Genomic DNA, 19165 nt, shown 5'->3' with positions numbered 1-19165 from the left:
TATCCTGTTAATTAATATGCGTCATGTCATGGAGTGAAAATATGTTATTAAAAGATAAAGTCGCCATTATTACCGGCGCGGCCTCGGCACGCGGTTTGGGTTTTGCCACCGCCAAATTATTTGCTGAAAACGGCGCCAGCGTGGTCATTCTCGACCTCAATGGCGAAGCCAGCAAAGCGGCGGCCGCGGCCTTAGGCGAAGGCCATCTTGGCCTTGCGGCGAACGTTGCCGATGAAGTTCAGGTTCAGGCGGCGATGGAACAGATTCTGGCGAAATATGGCCGGGTCGATGTGCTGGTGAATAATGCCGGGATTACTCAGCCGCTGAAGCTGATGGATATTAAGCGCGCCAACTACGACGCGGTGCTGGACGTCAGCCTGCGCGGCACGCTGCTGATGTCGCAGGCGGTTATTCCGACGATGCGGGCGCAAAAATCGGGCAGCATCGTCTGTATCTCTTCGGTTTCCGCCCAGCGCGGCGGCGGTATCTTCGGCGGCCCGCACTACAGCGCGGCGAAAGCCGGGGTGCTCGGCCTGGCGCGGGCGATGGCGCGCGAGCTTGGTCCGGATAACGTCCGCGTTAACTGCATTACCCCGGGGCTGATTCAGACCGATATCACCGCCGGTAAGCTGACCGACGACATGACGGCCAATATCCTTGCCGGGATCCCGATGAACCGCCTTGGCGATGCGGTGGATATCGCGCGCGCCGCCCTGTTCCTCGGCAGCGATCTCTCTTCCTACTCGACCGGTATCACCCTGGACGTGAACGGCGGCATGTTAATCCACTAAGCGAGGCAAGCAGATGAAAATCACGGAATCACAAAAAGTTGCCGCGGCGGCGTGGCGTATCCGCCGCTATGCCCTGCAAATGGGCGAGGTTCAGGGACAGGGCTACATCGGCCAGGCGTTAGGCTATGCGGATGTGCTGGCCACCGCGTTCAGCCACGCGATGCGCTACCGCCCGGAAGAACCGGAGTGGGAAGGACGCGACCGCTTCCTGCTCTCGCACGGCCATTACGCCATCGCCTATTATGCGGCGCTGCTGGAAGCGGAAATTATCCCGCAAGAGGAGCTGGAGACCTACGGCTCCGACGACAGCCGTCTGCCGATGTCGGGTATGGCAACCTATACGCCGGGGATGGAGATGTCAGGCGGCTCGCTGGGGCAGGGGCTCTCCATTGCCGTCGGGATGGCGCTCGGCCTGCGGCAGAAGCGCAGCGCATCCTGGGTTTATAACTCCATGTCGGATGGGGAGCTGGACGAAGGGTCGACCTGGGAAGCGGCGATGTCGGCGGCCCACTACGGCCTGACGAACCTGATAAATATCGTTGATGTGAACAAACAGCAGGCGGACGGCGATTCGCGCAAAATCCTCGGCTTTGAGCCGCTGCATGAAAAATGGTCCGCCTTCGGCTGGTACGTGCAGCGCGTGGACGGCAACGATCTGGCGGCGGTGATTACCGCCTTCGACAACGCGAAAAATCATGCGGGCAACCAGCCGCGGGTCATTTTATGCGACACGCTGATGGGCAAAGGGGTGCGGTTCCTGGAAACCCGCGATAAGAACCATTTTATCCGCGTCGATGCCGACGAATGGCAAAAGGCGATTGCGGTGCTGGACGCCAACAAACCGGAAGGAGTGCTGTAATGAGCCAGAGTAAACCACGTTTAAAGACGTCGGCGATGATCGCCTCTATTGCTGATGAAGGCCAGGCGGCCGTTTCCGCCCCGTTTGGCGTCGCCCTATCGAAGCTGGCGGCGCAGCGCCCGGAAATCGTCGGGATGACCGCGGATCTGTCAAAGTATACCGATCTGCATATCTTCGCCCAGGCCTTCCCGGATCGCTTCTTCCAGATGGGGATGGCGGAGCAGCTGCTGATGGGGGCCGCCGGGGGAATGGCGAAGGAGGGATTTATTCCCTTCGCCACCACCTATGCCGCTTTTGCTACCCGCCGCGCCTATGATTTTATCCATCAGGTTATCGCCGAAGAGCATCTGAACGTGAAGATCTGCGCGGCGCTGCCGGGTCTGACCACCGGCTACGGGCCGAGCCATCAGGCAACGGAAGATCTGGCGATTATGCGCGGCATCCCCGGGATGGTCATCGTCGATCCCTGCGATGCGCTGGAGATAGAACAGGCGGTACCGGCGATTGCCGACCACAGCGGTCCGGTGTATATGCGTCTGCTGCGCGGTAAGGTGCCGCTGGTGCTCGATAAATATGATTATCAGTTTGAGCTGGGCAAGGCGAAGCTGCTGGAGGACGGTAATGATGTGCTGATCATCTCTTCCGGGCTGATGACCATGCGCGCCCTGGAAGCGGTTGCAAAACTGCGGGCCGATAATATCAGCGCGGCGGTACTGCACGTACCCACCATCAAACCGCTCGATGAAAAAGCGATCGTTGCGCAGGCGTCGAGGCCCGGTCGTCTGGTGGTGACCGCGGAAAACCACACGTCGGTTGGCGGGTTAGGGGAGGCGGTTGCCGCGCTGCTGATGCGCAAAGGCGTGCGCTGCGAACTGGATACCGTCGGTTTGCCCGACGAATTCCTGCTGGCCGGAGCGCTTCCGACGCTGCACGACCGCTACGGCATTTCCACCGCGAAGATGGTCGAAAAAATTAAGTATCGCCTGCGTTAGTTGTTGTCGCCGCCGCGTTCTGCGGCGGCGCTTGTTTATCGCCAGGACCGGGAGCAGTGGTTTGTTAGCCAGAGGATTCTTTTCGGCAGATTTTATGCGGTTCATCACAAAATCTGCTAGACTGCGCAGCTTCATGGCATTGTGGTTTTTGCCATCTCTTTCGCAATAATCTCCCTGAAAACTACGCCTGTGACGGGCCGGGGCGGTTCGGAGTTGTTATGTCTTTTGATTCCCTTGGCCTGAATCCTGAAATCCTGCGCGCCGTCGCTGAGCAGGGCTACGTTGAGCCAACCCCTATTCAGCAGCAGGCCATCCCGGCGGTATTACAGGGTCGCGATCTGATGGCCAGCGCCCAGACCGGTACTGGTAAAACGGCGGGATTTACGCTGCCGCTGCTTCAGCACCTGGTCCAGAAAGAACCGCACGCTAAAGGCCGTCGTCCGGTGCGCGCGCTGATCCTGACCCCCACGCGCGAGCTGGCGGCGCAGATTGGCGAGAACGTGCGGGATTACAGCAAATACCTTAACGTTCGTTCGCTGGTGGTGTTCGGCGGCGTGAGCATTAACCCGCAGATGATGAAGCTGCGCAGCGGCGTCGATATCCTGGTGGCAACGCCCGGTCGCCTGCTGGATCTTGAACATCAGAACGCCGTGAGCCTGGACAAAGTTGAAGTGCTGGTGCTGGATGAAGCCGACCGTATGCTGGATATGGGCTTTATTCACGATATTCGCCGGGTACTGGCGAAGCTGCCGGCAAAGCGCCAGAACCTGCTGTTCTCCGCAACCTTCTCCGACGAGATTAAATCGCTGGCGGAAAAGCTGCTGCATAATCCGCTGGAAATTGAAGTCGCTCGCCGCAACACCGCTTCAGAACAGGTGAGCCAGCTGGTGCATTTTGTCGACAAAAAGCGCAAGCGCGAGCTGCTGTCGCAGATGATCGGCGAAGGCAACTGGCAGCAGGTGCTGGTCTTTACCCGCACCAAGCACGGCGCTAACCATCTGGCGGAGCAGCTTAATAAAGACGGCATCCGCAGCGCCGCCATTCACGGCAACAAGAGCCAGGGCGCGCGTACCCGCGCGTTGGCTGACTTTAAATCCGGCGGCATTCGCGTGCTGGTGGCGACCGATATCGCCGCGCGCGGTCTGGACATTGAAGAGCTGCCGCACGTGGTGAACTACGAGCTGCCAAACGTACCGGAAGACTATGTGCACCGTATTGGTCGTACCGGGCGCGCCGCGGCAACGGGTGAAGCGCTGTCGCTGGTCTGCGTGGATGAACATAAGCTGCTGCATGATATCGAACGCTTGCTGAAAAAAGAGATCCCGCGTATCGCCCTTGCGGGCTATGAGCCGGATCCGTCGATCAAAGCCGAGCCGATTCAGAACGGTCGTCAGCAGCAGCGCGGCGGCGGCCGTGGTGGCCAAAGCCAGGGCCGCGGCGGCCAGGGACAAGGTCGCGGTCAGCAGTCCGCGCCGCGTCGTACCGATGGCGAAGCGCCGAAAGCGCGAACTCAGGACGGTAAACCTCCTCGCCGTCGTCGCCCGCGCAAACCCGCGGCGGCTGAGTAACCCTATCCCGTCACTCCTGCGGGCATAGCCGCGAACGCGCGGCCATGCCCCGGATGGGTTATCCGGGTAAGGCTCCTTGCCCGGCATGCTCTTCGCTCACGTTGAACCTCGAGCGAGATTCCAGTTTGCTCAGAAAGACATTCCTCCCGATGGCGAAAAAATGGCACAATAGTGGCTGTTTATACAGTATTCAGGTTTTCTCATGGCTTTGACCGCAGCGCTGAAAGCGCAAATCGCCGCCTGGTATAAGGCGCTTCAGGAACAAATTCCTGACTTTATTCCCCGTCCTCCGCAGCGGCAGATGATCGCCGATGTGGCGAAGACGCTTGCCGGGGAAGAGGGGCGGCATCTGGCGATAGAAGCCCCGACCGGCGTCGGTAAAACCTTGTCATATCTGATTCCCGGCATCGCCATTGCCCGTGAAGAACAAAAAACGCTGGTGGTCAGTACCGCCAACGTTGCTCTGCAGGACCAAATCTACAGCAAAGACCTGCCGCTGCTGCGCAAAATCATTCCCGACCTGCGATTTACCGCCGCCTTTGGCCGCGGGCGCTACGTCTGCCCGCGTAACCTGGCCGCCCTTGCCAGCACCGAACCGACGCAGCAGGATTTACTGGCCTTTCTTGATGACGAACTCACGCCCAATAACCAGGCGGAGCAGAAGCTGTGCGCGACGCTGAAAGCGGATCTCGATAGCTATAAATGGGACGGCCTGCGCGATCATACCGATAAAAACGTTGATGATTCATTATGGAGCCGCCTGAGCACCGACAAAGCCAGCTGCCTGAATCGTAACTGCCACTACTACCGCGAATGCCCCTTCTTCGTCGCCCGCCGGGAAATTCAGGAGGCGGAAGTGGTGGTGGCGAACCATGCGCTGGTGATGGCGGCCATGGAGAGCGAAGCGGTGCTGCCGGAGCCTAAGCATTTGCTGCTGGTGCTGGATGAAGGCCACCATCTTCCGGAGGTGGCCCGCGATGCGCTGGAAATGAGCGCGGAAATTACCGCCCCGTGGTACCGCCTGCAGCTGGATCTTTTTACGAAGCTGGTCGCGACCTGCATGGAGCAGTTTCGCCCTAAGACCACGCCGCCGCTGGCCAATCCCGAACGGCTGAATGGGCATTGCGAGGAGCTCTACGAACTCATCTCCTCCCTGAATAACATCCTCAACCTGTACATGCCGGCCGGGCAGGAGGCTGAGCACCGCTTCCCGATGGGAGAGCTACCGGCGGAAGTGATGGAAATCTGCCAGCGGCTGGCGAAGCTCACCGAGACGCTGCGCGGTCTGGCGGAGCTGTTCCTTAACGATCTGGGCGAAAAAACCGGCAGCCACGACGTGGTGCGTTTGCATCGGGTTCTGCTGCAGATGAACCGCGCGCTGGGGATGTTTGAGAGCCAAAGTAAACTCTGGCGGCTGGCATCGCTGGCGCAATCCTCCGGCGCGCCGGTGACCAAATGGGTTACCCGCGACCTGCGGGACGGCCAGATGCATATCTGGTTCCACTGCGTGGGGATCCGCGTCAGCGAACAGCTGGAGAGGCTGCTGTGGCGCAGCGTCCCGCATATCGTCGTCACCTCTGCGACGCTACGCTCGCTGAATAGCTTTTCGCGTTTGCAGGAGATGAGCGGGCTGAAAGAGAAGGCGGGAGACCGCTTTGTGGCGCTGGACTCGCCATTCAACCACGTCGAACAGGGCAAAATCGTCATTCCGCAGATGCATTACGAACCGCTTATCGATAACGAAGAGCAGCATATCGCCGAGATGGCCGCCTATTTCCGGGAGCAGGTCGAGAGCAAAAAGCATCTCGGCATGCTGGTGCTGTTCGCCAGCGGAAGAGCGATGCAGCGCTTTCTCGAACACGTTACCGATCTGCGCCTGCTGCTGCTGGTTCAGGGCGATAAGCCTCGCTACCGGTTGGTCGAGCTGCATCGCAAACGCGTAGAAGGCGGCGAGCGCAGCGTACTGGTTGGGCTGCAATCCTTCGCGGAAGGGCTGGATTTAAAAGGCGAGCTGTTAAGCCAGGTGCATATTCATAAGATCGCGTTCCCGCCGATAGACAGCCCGGTGGTGATTACCGAAGGCGAGTGGCTCAAAAGCCTCAACCGCTATCCGTTCGAAGTTCAGAGCCTGCCCAGCGCGTCATTCAACCTGATTCAGCAGGTTGGCCGCCTGATTCGTAGCCATAGCTGCTGGGGAGAGGTGGTGATTTATGACAAACGCCTGTTGACCAAAAACTACGGTAAGCGTTTATTGAATGCATTACCCGTATTTCCGATAGAGCAGCCAGCCGTCCCTGAGGTTATAGTAAAAACTAAAACAAAACAGACGCGTCGCAAACGGCGTTAGCGGTGCAGTGTCGATGATGTGAGAAGCTCAGAGGAGCCTGCAATGGACTACAGCAAAATCATTAAAGAAGTCGGGCGCGGCAAAAATCACGCCCGCGACCTGGACGTGGAGACGGCGCGCGCGCTCTACTCGCGGATGCTTAACGGCGAGGTGCCTGAGCTCGAACTCGGCGGCATTCTCATTGCCCTGCGCATCAAGGGCGAAGGTGAAGCGGAGATGAAGGGCTTCTATGAAGCGATGCAGAATCATACGATGAAGCTGACGCCGCCGGTCGCTAAACCGATGCCGATAGTGATCCCCAGCTACAACGGCGCGCGCAAGCAGGCTAACCTGACGCCTCTGCTCGCCGTGCTTCTGCATAAGCTTGGCTTCCCGGTGATTGTTCACGGCGTGAGCCACGATCCCACCCGCGTGCTGACGGAAACGATTTTTGAACTGATGGGGATCCCGGCGACGCTTCAGGCGGGCCAGGCCCAGGCGCGGTTAGACAGCCATCAGCCGGTTTACGTGCCGGTCGGCGCATTGTGTCCGCCGCTGGAAAAACAGCTGGCGATGCGCTGGCGCATGGGGGTGCGTAACAGCGCCCACACGCTGGCCAAGCTGGCGACGCCGTTTGCTGAAGATGCGGCGCTGCGCCTGTCGAGCGTATCGCATCCTGAATACGTTGGCCGGGTGGCGAAATTCTTTGCCGAGATCGGCGGCCGGGCGCTGCTGATGCACGGTACCGAAGGCGAAGTTTACGCCAATCCGCAGCGCTGTCCGCAGATCAGCCTGATTGACGCGGCCGGTACGCGGGTGGTTAACGAGCGTCAGGATGGCGCAGCGGAGCAGGCGCTCGTCCTGCCGGCGTCAAAAGATCCCGAAGTGACCGCGCGCTGGATTGAGCGCTGTTCTGTAGGGAGCGAGCCGTTGCCGCAATCGCTGAAAATTCAGCTGGCCTGCTGTCTGGTGGCGACCGGCGTCGCCTCCTCTCTGGAGCAGGGGCTGGCGAAGGTGGCTGAGAGCTGGTAACTGTATCGGCAGGCAAAAAAAAGCCCGTCCAGTGGCATGGACGGGCAAGGCAAGGGTATTAAAGGATCTTACAGGGTTAAAACAGTGGCATTACAGAGTGTTGCTACAGGAAATGCTGGCGATTATTTGTAGATAACCGCGGTACCGCTCAGTTTGTTGTTGCTGTTAGCGGAGGTAATGCTATAGCCGGTCGCGCCAGCGGCCTCTGCTTTTTCAGCCAGTTTGGCTTCCAGTCCATCCAGCGTCGTCGCGCCTTCAGCAGAAACCACACCGATTTTGTTCATGCTCTCTGCCTGAGCCGATGTGACCGGCTGAGCGGCGAACGCGCCGAAAGACAGAGCGGACAGGGCGATAGCGGCAGCAGCGTATTTGATGTTTTTCATAATTAATCTCTCGCAGGTTGTTCTGTATAGGGGACGATGTTCCGTCGATGTGATAAGTATCACGGTTTTTGGCGGGAGATAAAATCGAAGGAAATTAACAATCTCAATCTAATTTTTTGAATGATTATTAATTTATTGAATATTAATAAATTATTTTAGCCGGTGGCGGCGAAACCGGTTGGGACGGCGTTCAGCGGGCTGGAAGGGCACATTTTGCCACTCCGTTTGCCAAAAATCGTGCGCGAAAAGTTAATGCGATATGCGGTAATGAACGGTAAATATCGGTCAGCGAAGCTGGCTATCTTTGGATCCTCTGCGATTATATCCCGAAAATGTATTGTTATGTAAATCTTTCTCCTGTTGGCATTTAACGCAGTATTTGACTCCCGCCACCGCCCGTCTGCGCGCCTCAGGAATCGGCTCTCCGCATTCTTCACAAAATTTGTTGCTTTCGCCCGATGACAGCTCATTTCGCGCCCGGGCTATCGCGTCGTTGATGGTGCTGTCGATCTGTTCCTGCACCGCGTCATCATTTGCCCAACCTGATGCCATAGTTCACCTCGCTATCTCTTCTCTCTTTAGTATAGAGAATATGGGGGTAAAAAATGACCAGACAAGGCTCAGATCTCTGACCATTCGCGCAGCAGGTTATGGTACAGATTAAGCAGAGACAGCACTTCGTCGCTTTCGCCGTGGCGGCTTTTTAATTTCTGAATATTGCCATCCAGTTCAAACAGCATACTGCGGCGTTTATCGTCACGGATCATTGACTGAATCCATAAGAACGAGGCGACGCGGACGCCTGAGGTCACCGGGGTGACGCAGTGCAGGCTGCTCGAAGGGTAGAGCACCAGGTCCCCGGCCGGGAGCTTAACCGCGTGCTGCCCGTAGGTGTCGTTGACGACCAGCTCACCGCCAGCGTAACTTTCCGGAGCGCTTAAAAACAGGGTGGCGGAAAGATCGGTGCGCATCCAGCCGCCCTGCGCCTGGCTGCGCACCGCGCCGTCGACGTGAAAACCGTAAGTTTCGCTCTGCTGGTAGCGGTTGAACAGCGGGCTGGAAATCGCCTTCGGCAGCGCGGCGGCAAAAAAAAGCGAACTGCGGTTCAGCGCCGCCAGCACGTTGCCCTGAAGCTCGGCGTAGAGGTTGCTGCGGGTGTCCACCTGCTGGTTATTTTTGACCTGAGCGCCCTGGTCGCCGGTCGTCACGCGCCCGTCAACCCATTCCGCCTGCTGAAGCTGAGCGGTAAAATCGTCCACTTCCTGAGGGGTGAGAACGGCGGGAATATGGTACATCATCGTTTTATCTCCTGAGAAAACGGGGCGTTGCCGCCCCGCCGTGGATCAGAAATGGATATTGGCGGTAAGCAGGAAGGTCCGCGGCTCGCCCGGGTGATAACGGTAGCCGCTCTTGTTAATCGAGGCGACGTAGTCGGTATCAAACAGGTTGTAGACGTTCAGCTGCAGGTCGAGATTGCGGTTAATGCGGTAACCGACTTTAGCATCGGCCACCCAGTAGCCTTCGGTATAAGAAGGCGTGCCGACCGCGCCGTCGCTGCCGCGATGCATGCTGCCGACGTATCGCGCGCCGGCGCCGACGGCGATCGCATCGGTGGCCTGGTACTGGCTCCAGAGGGTAAACGCGTGCTCTGGCGTATACGGCAGCGCGCTGGTGCCATCCTGGGCGGTGTTCGCGCCTTCACGAACGCTGGCATGCTGTTGGGTATAGCCGCCGATAACCTGCCAGTCAGGAGTGATGTTACCGGCCAGCGAAATCTCATAGCCTTCAACGCGTTTCTTACCATACTGCGAATAGCTGCCGTCGTCGTTCTGCTCGACTTCGTTTTCAATATCGGTGCGGAAGAGGGCGGCGGTCAGCAGCAGGCGTTTATCCATCAGCTCCCACTTGGTGCCGAGCTCGCTGGTTTTGGCCTTCTGCGGTTTAAAGTCAGTTCGGTTGGCGCTGCTGCCGGTGCCGCTTTGCGCGAGGGTAAAGTTGCTGCCTCCCGGCGGCTGCTGGGAAACGGCGTAGTTGACGTAGAGATTGCCGTTATCGGTCAGGTGGTACAGCGCGCCGGCCTTCCAGTTCACCAGGTTACCGCTGGTTGAGGTATCGACGGTGGTGAGCGGGGTATTTTTCGCGACCCCCGTCGGGCAGGCAATGGCGCCGCGTCCGGTACCGCCGCACAGGCTGGCGCTATCATATTTGGTCTGGTAATTGTCCAGACGGATCCCGCCGTTAAGTTCGAAGTCCTGGGAAATTTGCAGGGTATCGAAAGCATAGACGCCGAAGGTATCCGTCTGCCCGTTAGCGTTGGCGCCGCTGCGGTTCAGGCCGCCGATGGAGATGTCGCTGTTCGGATGGTAAATATTCACCGCCGGAGGCGTGAGCGGATAGACCCCGTAGTTGGTCTGGGTTTCACGGGTGAATTCCACGCCGGTGCTGACGTCATGACCGATAGCGCCGGTGTAGAACGTCGACGTCAGGTTAGTCTGGTTGGTCAGGATCTTGTTGCTGATGTCTTTGGTATTCGCCAGGCGCGACCAGGTCCAGGTGCCCACATCGTCAGGGTTTGGCTGGGAAATGTTTGACGCTCCGCCCATCACCGCGGTCATCAGATAATCCTGCTTCACGCGAGACCAGCGGGTGGTGTTGCGGATCGTCGTCGTGTCGCTCAGGTCGTGCTCGAAACGCATCGTCACGGTATCGGTTGTGGAATCATCGTAGTCGGAATCGGTGCCGTAGAAGTTGCTGGTGGCGACCTTGCCGGAGTGATTCAGCGCCGAGGTGCCGGCGTTGGGAGCGGAATAGCCCGGCAGCCCGATGGTAGGAATGCCGCCGTCGGGGGTGTTGTGCTGGGTCACGTGCAGATAGTTAAGGTACAGGCGGTTCTCGGTGCCGAGACCAAATGCCGCCGATGGCGCGACGCCGTAACGCTCGTTTTTCACCTTGTCCCGGCCCGCGTCGTGGGTTTTCTCGCCCATCAGATTCAGACGCACCGCGCTGGTTTCGCCAATGGCCTGGTTAATATCCAGCGTGCCGCGTCGGAACCAGGCGCTGCCAGCGCTGGCGGAGGCGTCGATACCCGAATCGAGGCGCGGCTGTTTGCTGATCATATTGATCGAGCCGGTCGGCGCGCTGCGCCCATAGTCGGAGCCTGACGGTCCCTTGATGACTTCGACCTGTTCGGTATTAAACGTATCGCGGCTGACGCTGCCAATATCGCGGATACCGTCGACGTAAATGCTATTGGAGGTGTCCGCACCGCGCATGTAAATGGCGTCGCCGGTGGTCGAGTTGCCGTTTTCGCCGGCAAAGAAAGCGCCGACGCCGGGGACGTTTTTCAGCGCGTCGGTGAGGTTAGTGACCCCCTGATCCTTCATCACCTGCTCAGAAACCACGGTAACCGTTCGCGTGGTGTCGGCGATCGGCCGTGAAAATTTTGGATCGGCGGAGCGAGTCGGCGCGTAAAGCGATGGCGTCTGCGCTTCGACCACCAGCGTTTCGCCGCTAGTATTTTCAGTGCTATCCGCTGCAAGTAGCTGGCCGGACGGAGAAAGACTCAGGCATAAGCCAGTGAAGAGCGTGAGCGAGTTAAAACTGCTGAACGGCAAATTGTTATTTTTTTCCATTTCAATAAGTGACTTATCGTTTTAATTAGGCCATAACGACCGCAGACGAAGCGTTGCTTCGCCCCGACCACTGCAGGTGATTTCTATACAAAGTAATGAGTTTGATAATGATTGTGATAATCATTATCAAAAACGAACGAATTTTTATCACTCATTTATAAAAAAATAAATACATTTATTTACATTGACCGCAATTTTTCTACATAAAGCGCACGGGGAGGGGGAGCTTAAGGCGGGGATACGGAAATCAGCAGCCCGGCCTGGGCAACGGAGATATTGCCGGCCGGGAAGTACGCTTAGCGGGCGTCCGGACGAATAAGATCAAAACGCAGGCTTTCATCAATGCCGTAATAGGCGCTTGGCCCTCCGGCGCGCAGGATTGGTTGGGCCTTGGCGGTCTGGTAAATTCCGTCATCCAGCAGCGATTCATCGATATGCACCGCGACCACTTCGCCCAGCACCAGCCAGGTGTCAACCGCTTGCCCTTCGGCGGTGGTTAACTGGATGCATTGTGAGAGGCGACACTCGAAGTTTACCGGGCTTTCGGCGACCCGCGGCGCGCTGACGATGCGGCTGGGAGCGGCAGTCAGCCCGGCGCGGATGAATTCATCTTCGTTATGGGGAAGGGTGGCCGAGGTTTCGTTCATCGCGACCGCCAGAGGGCGGGTGGCCAGGTTCCAGACGAACTCTTTCGTCTCAGCGATATTCTGCACGCTATCTTTCCAACCGCTGCTGGCAAAACCAATAATGGGTGGCCGATAGTTAAAGCAGTTGAAAAAACTGTAGGGGGCGAGGTTACGCTGGCCGCTGTTATCAACGGAAGCTATCCAGCCGATGGGCCGCGGCCCGATAATAGCGTTCAGCGGGTCGTGAGGCAGCCCGTGTCCGTGCGAAGGTTGGTAGAAGTACATACGATACCCGTGACAAAAAAAGAGATATCCAGACTCACTTATTTACCGCGCCGCCGTCAACGGGTATCTTACGCGGCTGTTCAAAGGAGATTGCCATGAAAGCCCAGAAACCGGGGTTACACCCGCGTAACCGTCACCAACAACGCTACGACCTGCCCGCGCTGTGCCAGGCCCACCCTGAGCTACAGGGCTTTATCACCCTTAACCCGGTGGGTGAGCAGACCATCGACTTCGCTAACCCGCTGGCGGTGAAGGCGCTGAATAAAGCGCTGCTGGCGCACTTCTACGCGGTGAAACACTGGGATATACCCGACGGCTTTCTCTGCCCGCCGGTGCCGGGCAGGGCGGACTACCTCCATCATCTCGCCGATCTGCTGGCGCTGGATAGCGGGACCATCCCGGCCAACGCCAGTATTCTCGATATTGGCGTTGGCGCAAACTGCATCTATCCGCTGATCGGCGTGCATGAGTACGGCTGGCGCTTCACCGGCAGCGAAGTGAACGCCGACGCCTTCGCCAGCGCCCAGGCTATCGTCAACGGCAATCCCGGCCTTACTCGCCAGATCCGCCTGCGTCGTCAAAAAGACGCCAAAGCGATTCTGACCGGCATTATTCATAAAAATGAGACCTACGACGCAACCCTGTGCAACCCGCCGTTCCATGATTCCGCCGCCAGCGCGCAGGCGGGCGGTGAGCGTAAGCGTCGCAACCTGGGGCTGGGCGAAGAGAGCGTGCTGAACTTTGGCGGCCAGCAGCAGGAGCTGTGGTGCGAAGGGGGCGAGGTCGCGTTTATTACGCAGATGATTCAGGAGAGCCAGCAGTTTGGCCGTCAGGTGAAGTGGTTTACCTCGCTGGTGTCTCGCGGCGACAACCTGCCGCCGCTCTACCGCGCGCTGACCGACGTCGGCGCGGTGAAAGTGGTGAAAAAAGAGATGGCCCAGGGGAATAAGCAAAGCCGCTTTATCGCCTGGACCTTTATGGACGAAGCCAAACGTTGCCGCGCTTTATAACGTCGGCTCGGCGGGAGCCGGCGGTCCCGCCGGCGCTGACATCGGCAGAACCTGGTAAGTTTGTACCGGCGCCCGCACGCCCGCGAGGTCAAAGTGTCGTTTTACCTGAGTATCAAGAGCGAAGCGGACCGTCCACTGCTTCAGCGGCAGAGTAGTAAAGGTGACGCGCAGGGTGAAGGCGGTGTTGCTTAAGCCCACCAGCCCGGCGAAGGAGGGCTCGCCAATGATCAGCCCGCGAATCTCTTCTTGCGCCATCACTTCCGCGACCGCGTCTTTCAGCGCCTGGTTGGCCTTATCCAGATCTTCTTGCCGGTCAACATCATAGTTGGCCACCACCGAGCCGATCCCGCGCACGAAGTTGGCGAAGGTGGTTATCGAAGACCACGGAATAATATGATAGGCGCCGGTATCCTGGCGTACGCCGACGGAACGAATCGACATACGTTCTACCGTCCCGGTTAACGGCCCGATGGTCACCAGATCGCCGGTATTCATGCCGTTCTCAAACTGGATGAAAATCCCGGTAATAATATCTTTAACCAGGGTTTGCGCGCCGAACGAAATCGCGAGGCCCAGCGCGCCGGCGCCGGCCAGCAGCGGGGCGATATTCACACCCACTTCCGAAAGCAGGATCATGATAGTAATGGTGCTAATGACCACCGCCAGCGCGTTGCGAAACAGCGTCAGCAGCGTTCGGGCGCGGGCGCTGGGCAGCGGGCGGCCGTGAATATCCGATGCCAGACGGTTTTCAATCAGGCTGGCGAGCAGCGTCCAGCCAATCGCCGAGAAGAACAGGATCAGCGCGATGCGGATCAGCACATCCACCGCTTTTTGCCCGCTGCCGTTATGCATCCACTGCCAAAAATCGAACAGGCCCCACGCGCTGAGCAGCAGCATAATCGCCACGCAAACCGTTAATATCCGCGCCGCTTTCAGCGAGGCGGAGATCCAGCCGTTAAGCCGTTTTTGCAGTTCAGGATAGTTGCGCTGGGTTTCCGGCGACAGGGTGATGGTTTTCGCAATCCAGCGCGACAGAATACCGGAGACCAGCGCGGCGGCACCGATGATGGCCAGGCTGCGCAGCGTCGCGCCCATCATAAATTTCAGGCTGTTGCCGGGGTCGAACAGCGAGAAGAAAAACAGCACGATAAAGTAAGCGCAGGCCAGCCAGTGCCAGATCAGCGCAAAGGCGCGGATAAACAGGCTAAAGAATGCCAGCGAGCGGTCGGCGAGATGGATGAGTCCTTGAGTAATCAATTTCTTATTGTGAAATATCAGATACAGCGCCCAGAGCGTAATGCACAGCATAATCACCACGTTGGCCAATGCGCCAAACTGGACGTTGACCTGGTTGGAGATAATCGGCACCGCGACGATGAGCCCGTAGCCAATCAGGCTGCTCAGCGCGCTCAGGCGCAGGTTCCAGTATTTCGCCGCGTCATCGCTGAGGTTGAACGGGCGTAGCTCCGGGATGCGGGGGCAGAAAATAAGCCGCAGAATGGCCTTGAAAAATTCAATCAGCGCGAAGGCGTTGAGAAACAGGCTTTGCTGGAAGGCGATGGTGGGATTATTACCGTTCAGGCGGTCGCTTAAAAGCTGGCCCACGAAGAGGGTGAGCGCCAGCAGAAGCAGGTCGAAAATAAACGCGCCGGCGATCGTTGCAGGTAGCTGAAGCCAGTTGCTGCGGTCGCGGTTTTTATGCCGTCCCCAGTGACCCATCTTGCGATACAGCGGCAGGGCCGCCAGGCGTACCAGCCACCAGAACGCAAACACCAGACCTGCCAGCAGCAGGAAATGCCAGGCGGCGCTGGTGAAGGTTTGTGAATTAAACGCTTTGTGCGGAGAACCGGTGATGTTGCGCCACAGCTGGGAGAAGCGCGAAGAGAGCTGTTCGCCGTATTCGCGGCTGATGTGGGTGACGTTCTCCAGCACCGTGGTCTCATCTTTTATTTCCGGCGGCGTCAGCGTCGGCGTACTGTCCGGCGGCGGCGTGGCGGCGGCTTTCCGCAACTGATCGATAAGCTCCTGACGAGCATCGGCGTTTTCAAGCACGTCGGCCAGCGCGCCGTAGGCCGCTTTCTTCTGCGCCAGATCGGGTTCGCTACTGCTGGACTGATCCGTTGTGGCTGCCGGAACGCCGGGCAGCGTCGCGGCCCAGAGCGGAGCGGTGAAGAATAGGGCAAGCAGTAACAAAATCCGCGGCACAGGCACCTCCATTGCATCTCAAACCAATAAGTATAGAAGACGCGATTCGGAGAGTGGGGTTGGGATGATTCTGGAAAGCGGCTCTCCCGCGAAGGGAGAGCCGGAGGCATCAGGCTACGTGCTGCAAAAACTCGCGCAGGCGCGGGCTGGGCGGGTTATTCACCAGCATCTGCGGATCGCCATCTTCCGCAATGCGCCCTTTATCGATAAAGATCAGGCGCGAAGCCACTTTCTCGGCGAAGCCGATTTCATGGGTAACGATAACCATGGTCATGCCTTCTTCGGCCAGATCCTGCATTACCTTCAGCACTTCATGACGCAGTTCGGGGTCAAGCGCGGAAGTGGGCTCATCAAACAGCATCATTTTCGGTTTCACCGCCAGCGCCCGGGCAATGGCCACGCGCTGCTGCTGCCCGCCTGAAAGCTCAGAAGGGTAGTGGTGCGCGCGTTCCGCGAGGCCGACTTTCTCCAGCAGGTCTTTCGCCAGTTTTTCCGCCGCCGCTTTATTGGCGCCGCGCACGCGCAGCGGGCCAAACATCACGTTTTCCAGCGCCGTCAGGTGCGGGAACAGATAAAACTGCTGGAACACCATCCCGGCTTCCTGGCGAATCAGGCGCTCGTCAACCTTCGGGTCATTAACCTTCAGGCCGTCGACGATCAGATCGCCGCTGGTAATCTCTTCAAGTTTATTAATACAGCGCAGCAGGGTCGATTTACCGGAACCGGACGGCCCGATAATCACCACGACTTCGCCCTGGTTGATCTTCAGATCGATATCATGCAGCACCTTGGTTGGGCCAAAGTGCTTGGAAACGTTTTTAAATTCAATCACAGGATTTTCATCCTTCTTTCAAGACGACGCAGAACAAAGCTCAGCACCAGGGTGATGATCAGATAGATAACCGCAACGGCGCTCCAGATTTCCAGCGCGCGGAAGTTACCGGCAATAATTTCCTGGCCCTGGCGGGTCAGTTCGGCCACGCCGATGACGATAAACAGCGAAGTATCTTTGATGCTGATAATCCACTGGTTGCCCAGCGGTGGCAGCATACGGCGCAGCGCCAGCGGCAGGATCACGTAGCGAATGGTTTCCCGACGAGAGAGGCCCAGCGCGAGGCCGGCTTCGCGAAAGCCTTTATGGATCGACAGCACCGCGCCGCGGGTGATTTCCGCAATATAGGCGCCGGAGTTGATCATAATGGTGACCACCGCCGCGGAGAACGGGTCGATACGTAAATCGCTAAACGCCATGGGTAGAGCGAAGTAGATGAACATTACCTGCACCACAATCGGGGTGCCGCGGATGATTTCGATAAAGACCAGCGCGATGTGGTTGGCAATCCAGCCGCCGAAACAGCGGGCGAAACCGGCCACCAGACCGATTATCAGACCGCCGACCAGGCCGAGGACCGAAATCCACAGCGTCATTTTGGCGCCTTCCAGCAAAATAGGAATGGCGGGCCAGATGGCACTCCAGTCAAACTGCATAATGTGTTCCTGTTACCGTCTCGAAAACAGAGGAAAACCCTCTGAGAAAACTATTCAGGCCTGCTGAGGGGGTAGCCCGGAGCGCTCCAGGTCTACCAGACCACCGCAGGCCTGGAAGAGAGCATCGCTAATTATTATTTGGGTTCAGTACCGAACCATTTTTTATAAATTTCGTTGTAGGTGCCGTTCTCACGCAGCGTTTTCAGCGCGCCGTTCACTTTTTCGCGCAGCTCGTCGCTGCCTTTCGGGAAGGCGATACCGTAGTTTTGCGCTTCCAGCGAGTCGCCTACCGCTTTGAACTTGCCGTTGCCCGCCGTTTTGATGAAGTAAAGGATGTTTGGCGTATCGTGCAGAACCGCATCGGCACGACCGGTGCCCAGTTCCATATAGGCGTTATCGATGTTCGGGAACTGGCGCAGATCTTTGGTTTTGATATTCGCTTTTGCGTAATCAACGGAACCGGTGCCGCCTTTCACGGCAACCACTTTACCGTTCAGATCTTTGACATCCATAATATCGTTGTTATTGGCGTTGACCATGACCAGCAGGCCGCTTTTGTAGTAGCCGTCTGAGAAGTCGATGGCTTTTTTACGCTCGTCGGTGATGGTGATCCCCGCCAGCGCAAGGTCGATGTTTTTGGTTTGCAGCGCCGGAATAATGCCGCTGAAGTCCATTGGCTTCAGGGTGTAATCGAGCTTCAGCTCTTTTGCAATCGCTGCCCACAGGTCAACGTCGAAACCAACATACTTATCGCCCTGCTTAAATTCGAACGGAACAAACGCCGTATCGGTCGCGACAACCAGTTTTTTATCAGCGGCGTGAGAAGAAACCGCAAAAGCCAGGGTCAGTGCAGCCAGTGAAACTTTAAATACAGACTTCATAGCATTTCCTTTTTTATCCACGGGACGATCCCCTGCGAGAACAAGTTGCCTTATGAAAATATCATGCCAGTTTTACAACCTGTTGTTTTATAACAATCAGGATGAATCCTGTTGCACAATGTTGATAACGGACAACGTTAAATGCACCATTATGGGGCGTTATTTTGGTGCATCATAAGAGCATCGCATAACACGAGCATTTTTAGCGCAAACCCTGATGTTAAAACAATCTCGGCGTAACGATTGTGTGAGGTGATTATTACAATTGATTTACTTTTGCACGTATTTTGAACATTCTCATGCACTGAGGTGGTGCGTGGCGGGGGGGGGAAGGAAGTAAATAAAAAAGCCGCCAGCGTGGCTGACGGCAGTTGGCGTTACTCGATATTGGCTTCGATGAACCACAGGAATTTATCCAGGTCGCGGGAAGCGGCGGTGAAGATATCAGCGGTGTCTTCATCTTTGGCTTCATCGATGGCTTTACGCACATCGTTGGCGACGATGGCATAGCGGTCGGCCAGCTCTTTCAGATGGTCCTGGACGCTATGGATATCCAGCGGGTAGCTTTTCAGCGGGCTTTTGCTGTTGATGACTTGAGTGGTACCCAGCGCTACGCCACCAAGCTGTACGGCACGTTCTGCCATCGTATCAAGGTGGTCGACGAGCGCAGTGCGGAAGCCGTCCAGCATCTCATGAACGGCAATAAAGTTTGCACCGCGCATATTCCAGTGAGCCTGTTTGGTAATCAAAGACAGGTCAATGAACTGGATCACCTGGCGATTCAGCAGCTCAACGGTCGCCTTCTTAGCGCTATCAGCGACGTCGTTACGGGTATAGAGCAGATTCGTTGCTTTAGTTTTAACCAGTTTTGCGGTACTCATAGTGTCATATCCTCTTGATATATGTACTCGTCATACTTCAAATTCGAATTATTCGGAGCGTCTCATCCCAATAACTTGCGGAATTAAGTATAGCAACGGATCTGAGCTTTGCAGCGGCGGTAGTCTCTATCGGTCTGATAGTGCAGGGCTGTTAGTCGGGTGAAATGCTTTATAAATCAAAGGGGGTTGATTGGTTTTTCCGCCAA

Annotated in this window: 17 protein-coding genes; 7 read left to right on the top strand and 10 right to left on the bottom strand. The window is 57.3% G+C overall.

Translation table 11 applies throughout. The annotated features are described in order from the left end of the window. Positions 1 to 41: 41 nt before the first annotated feature. From ACE3MN_RS18195 to ybiB, 6 genes are all read left to right on the top strand, one after another. Entirely contained in the window at positions 42 to 791 is a 750-nt protein-coding gene (locus ACE3MN_RS18195; protein ID WP_049087277.1) for an SDR family NAD(P)-dependent oxidoreductase, read from the top strand. Positions 792 to 804: 13 nt separating this feature from the next. After that, entirely contained in the window at positions 805 to 1650 is an 846-nt protein-coding gene (locus ACE3MN_RS18190; RefSeq protein WP_375364131.1) for a transketolase, read from the top strand. Further along, the gene (locus ACE3MN_RS18185; protein WP_375364130.1) at positions 1650 to 2642 is read left to right on the top strand and encodes a transketolase family protein; all 993 of its coding nucleotides are present in this window, start codon (positions 1650 to 1652) and stop codon (positions 2640 to 2642) included. Before ACE3MN_RS18190 ends, ACE3MN_RS18185 begins: the two co-directional genes overlap by 1 nt. Before the next feature lie 218 nt (positions 2643 to 2860). Beyond that, a complete protein-coding gene (gene rhlE, locus ACE3MN_RS18180; protein WP_004130715.1) occupies positions 2861 to 4210 on the top strand; it encodes an ATP-dependent RNA helicase RhlE in 1350 nt (449 codons plus the stop codon). Between the two features lie 202 nt (positions 4211 to 4412). Then, positions 4413 to 6557, top strand: a complete 2145-nt coding sequence (gene dinG / locus ACE3MN_RS18175; protein ID WP_024360130.1) for an ATP-dependent DNA helicase DinG — start codon at positions 4413 to 4415, stop codon at positions 6555 to 6557. 42 nt (positions 6558 to 6599) lie between these two features. Next, a complete protein-coding gene (gene ybiB / locus ACE3MN_RS18170) occupies positions 6600 to 7568 on the top strand; it encodes a DNA-binding protein YbiB (RefSeq protein ID WP_024360129.1) in 969 nt (322 codons plus the stop codon). A gap of 122 nt (positions 7569 to 7690) precedes the next feature. On the opposite strand, the gene ybiJ is transcribed toward ybiB, so the two are convergent. The 5 genes from ybiJ to ACE3MN_RS18145 all read right to left on the bottom strand — a co-directional run bounded on the left by ybiJ (position 7691) and on the right by ACE3MN_RS18145 (position 12494). Next, entirely contained in the window at positions 7691 to 7951 is a 261-nt protein-coding gene (gene ybiJ, locus ACE3MN_RS18165) for a DUF1471 family protein YbiJ (protein ID WP_004130722.1), read from the bottom strand. Positions 7952 to 8236: 285 nt separating this feature from the next. Continuing rightward, positions 8237 to 8503 (bottom strand): DksA/TraR family C4-type zinc finger protein, encoded by a 267-nt coding sequence (locus ACE3MN_RS18160; RefSeq protein ID WP_004130731.1) that lies wholly within the window; start codon positions 8501 to 8503, stop codon positions 8237 to 8239. Positions 8504 to 8571: 68 nt separating this feature from the next. Beyond that, positions 8572 to 9249 (bottom strand): PKHD-type hydroxylase YbiX, encoded by a 678-nt coding sequence (gene ybiX / locus ACE3MN_RS18155; RefSeq protein WP_049130075.1) that lies wholly within the window; start codon positions 9247 to 9249, stop codon positions 8572 to 8574. 45 nt (positions 9250 to 9294) lie between these two features. After that, complete coding sequence (locus tag ACE3MN_RS18150; protein ID WP_082237398.1) at positions 9295 to 11583, bottom strand: catecholate siderophore receptor Fiu; 2289 nt, start codon at positions 11581 to 11583, stop codon at positions 9295 to 9297. A 296-nt stretch (positions 11584 to 11879) separates the two neighbouring features. Next, positions 11880 to 12494 carry a flavin reductase family protein gene (locus ACE3MN_RS18145; protein WP_024360127.1) on the bottom strand — a complete coding sequence of 205 codons (615 nt, stop codon included), beginning with the start codon at positions 12492 to 12494 and terminating at the stop codon, positions 11880 to 11882. A 95-nt stretch (positions 12495 to 12589) separates the two neighbouring features. On the opposite strand from ACE3MN_RS18145, the gene rlmF reads away from it, so the two are divergent. Next, positions 12590 to 13504, top strand: coding sequence for a 23S rRNA (adenine(1618)-N(6))-methyltransferase RlmF (gene rlmF, locus ACE3MN_RS18140; protein WP_375364129.1), 915 nt, complete (start codon positions 12590 to 12592; stop codon positions 13502 to 13504). Here rlmF and ybiO read toward each other — a convergent pair. From ybiO to dps, 5 genes are all read right to left on the bottom strand, one after another. Beyond that, positions 13499 to 15709, bottom strand: coding sequence for a mechanosensitive channel protein (gene ybiO / locus ACE3MN_RS18135; RefSeq protein WP_154913233.1), 2211 nt, complete (start codon positions 15707 to 15709; stop codon positions 13499 to 13501). The two genes, rlmF and ybiO, sit on opposite strands and share 6 nt — an antisense overlap. 109 nt (positions 15710 to 15818) lie before the next feature. Then, entirely contained in the window at positions 15819 to 16541 is a 723-nt protein-coding gene (glnQ, locus tag ACE3MN_RS18130; RefSeq protein ID WP_004849106.1) for a glutamine ABC transporter ATP-binding protein GlnQ, read from the bottom strand. Then, positions 16538 to 17197, bottom strand: a complete 660-nt coding sequence (gene glnP, locus ACE3MN_RS18125; protein ID WP_004100490.1) for a glutamine ABC transporter permease GlnP — start codon at positions 17195 to 17197, stop codon at positions 16538 to 16540. Before glnP ends, glnQ begins: the two co-directional genes overlap by 4 nt. Positions 17198 to 17331: 134 nt before the next feature. Next, positions 17332 to 18078, bottom strand: coding sequence for a glutamine ABC transporter substrate-binding protein GlnH (gene glnH / locus ACE3MN_RS18120; RefSeq protein WP_375364128.1), 747 nt, complete (start codon positions 18076 to 18078; stop codon positions 17332 to 17334). Between the two features lie 377 nt (positions 18079 to 18455). Continuing rightward, positions 18456 to 18959 carry a DNA starvation/stationary phase protection protein Dps gene (gene dps, locus ACE3MN_RS18115; protein ID WP_004130751.1) on the bottom strand — a complete coding sequence of 168 codons (504 nt, stop codon included), beginning with the start codon at positions 18957 to 18959 and terminating at the stop codon, positions 18456 to 18458. Positions 18960 to 19165 lie beyond the last annotated feature (206 nt).

Origin of the sequence: Klebsiella grimontii, assembly GCF_042137965.1 — a bacterium.
Classification (GTDB): Bacteria; Pseudomonadota; Gammaproteobacteria; order Enterobacterales; family Enterobacteriaceae; genus Klebsiella; species Klebsiella grimontii.
Note: the sequence above shows the minus strand (reverse complement) of the source record. Positions and strands in the feature narration are given on the sequence as shown.

Bases quoted from the DNA above. Each gene is read 5' to 3' on its own strand.
- glnH (WP_375364128.1), bottom strand. From the start codon at position 18,078: ATGAAGTCTGTATTTAAAGTTTCACTGGCTGCACTGACCCTGGCTTTT.
- ACE3MN_RS18145 (WP_024360127.1), bottom strand. From the start codon at position 12,494: ATGTACTTCTACCAACCTTCGCACGGACACGGGCTGCCTCACGACCCG.
- dps (WP_004130751.1), bottom strand. From the start codon at position 18,959: ATGAGTACCGCAAAACTGGTTAAAACTAAAGCAACGAATCTGCTCTAT.
- rlmF (WP_375364129.1), top strand. From the start codon at position 12,590: ATGAAAGCCCAGAAACCGGGGTTACACCCGCGTAACCGTCACCAACAA.
- ACE3MN_RS18195 (WP_049087277.1), top strand. From the start codon at position 42: ATGTTATTAAAAGATAAAGTCGCCATTATTACCGGCGCGGCCTCGGCA.
- ACE3MN_RS18190 (WP_375364131.1), top strand. From the start codon at position 805: ATGAAAATCACGGAATCACAAAAAGTTGCCGCGGCGGCGTGGCGTATC.
- dinG (WP_024360130.1), top strand. From the start codon at position 4,413: ATGGCTTTGACCGCAGCGCTGAAAGCGCAAATCGCCGCCTGGTATAAG.
- rhlE (WP_004130715.1), top strand. From the start codon at position 2,861: ATGTCTTTTGATTCCCTTGGCCTGAATCCTGAAATCCTGCGCGCCGTC.
- ACE3MN_RS18150 (WP_082237398.1), bottom strand. From the start codon at position 11,583: ATGGAAAAAAATAACAATTTGCCGTTCAGCAGTTTTAACTCGCTCACG.
- glnP (WP_004100490.1), bottom strand. From the start codon at position 17,197: ATGCAGTTTGACTGGAGTGCCATCTGGCCCGCCATTCCTATTTTGCTG.
- ybiB (WP_024360129.1), top strand. From the start codon at position 6,600: ATGGACTACAGCAAAATCATTAAAGAAGTCGGGCGCGGCAAAAATCAC.
- ybiJ (WP_004130722.1), bottom strand. From the start codon at position 7,951: ATGAAAAACATCAAATACGCTGCTGCCGCTATCGCCCTGTCCGCTCTG.
- ACE3MN_RS18160 (WP_004130731.1), bottom strand. From the start codon at position 8,503: ATGGCATCAGGTTGGGCAAATGATGACGCGGTGCAGGAACAGATCGAC.
- ACE3MN_RS18185 (WP_375364130.1), top strand. From the start codon at position 1,650: ATGAGCCAGAGTAAACCACGTTTAAAGACGTCGGCGATGATCGCCTCT.
- ybiX (WP_049130075.1), bottom strand. From the start codon at position 9,249: ATGATGTACCATATTCCCGCCGTTCTCACCCCTCAGGAAGTGGACGAT.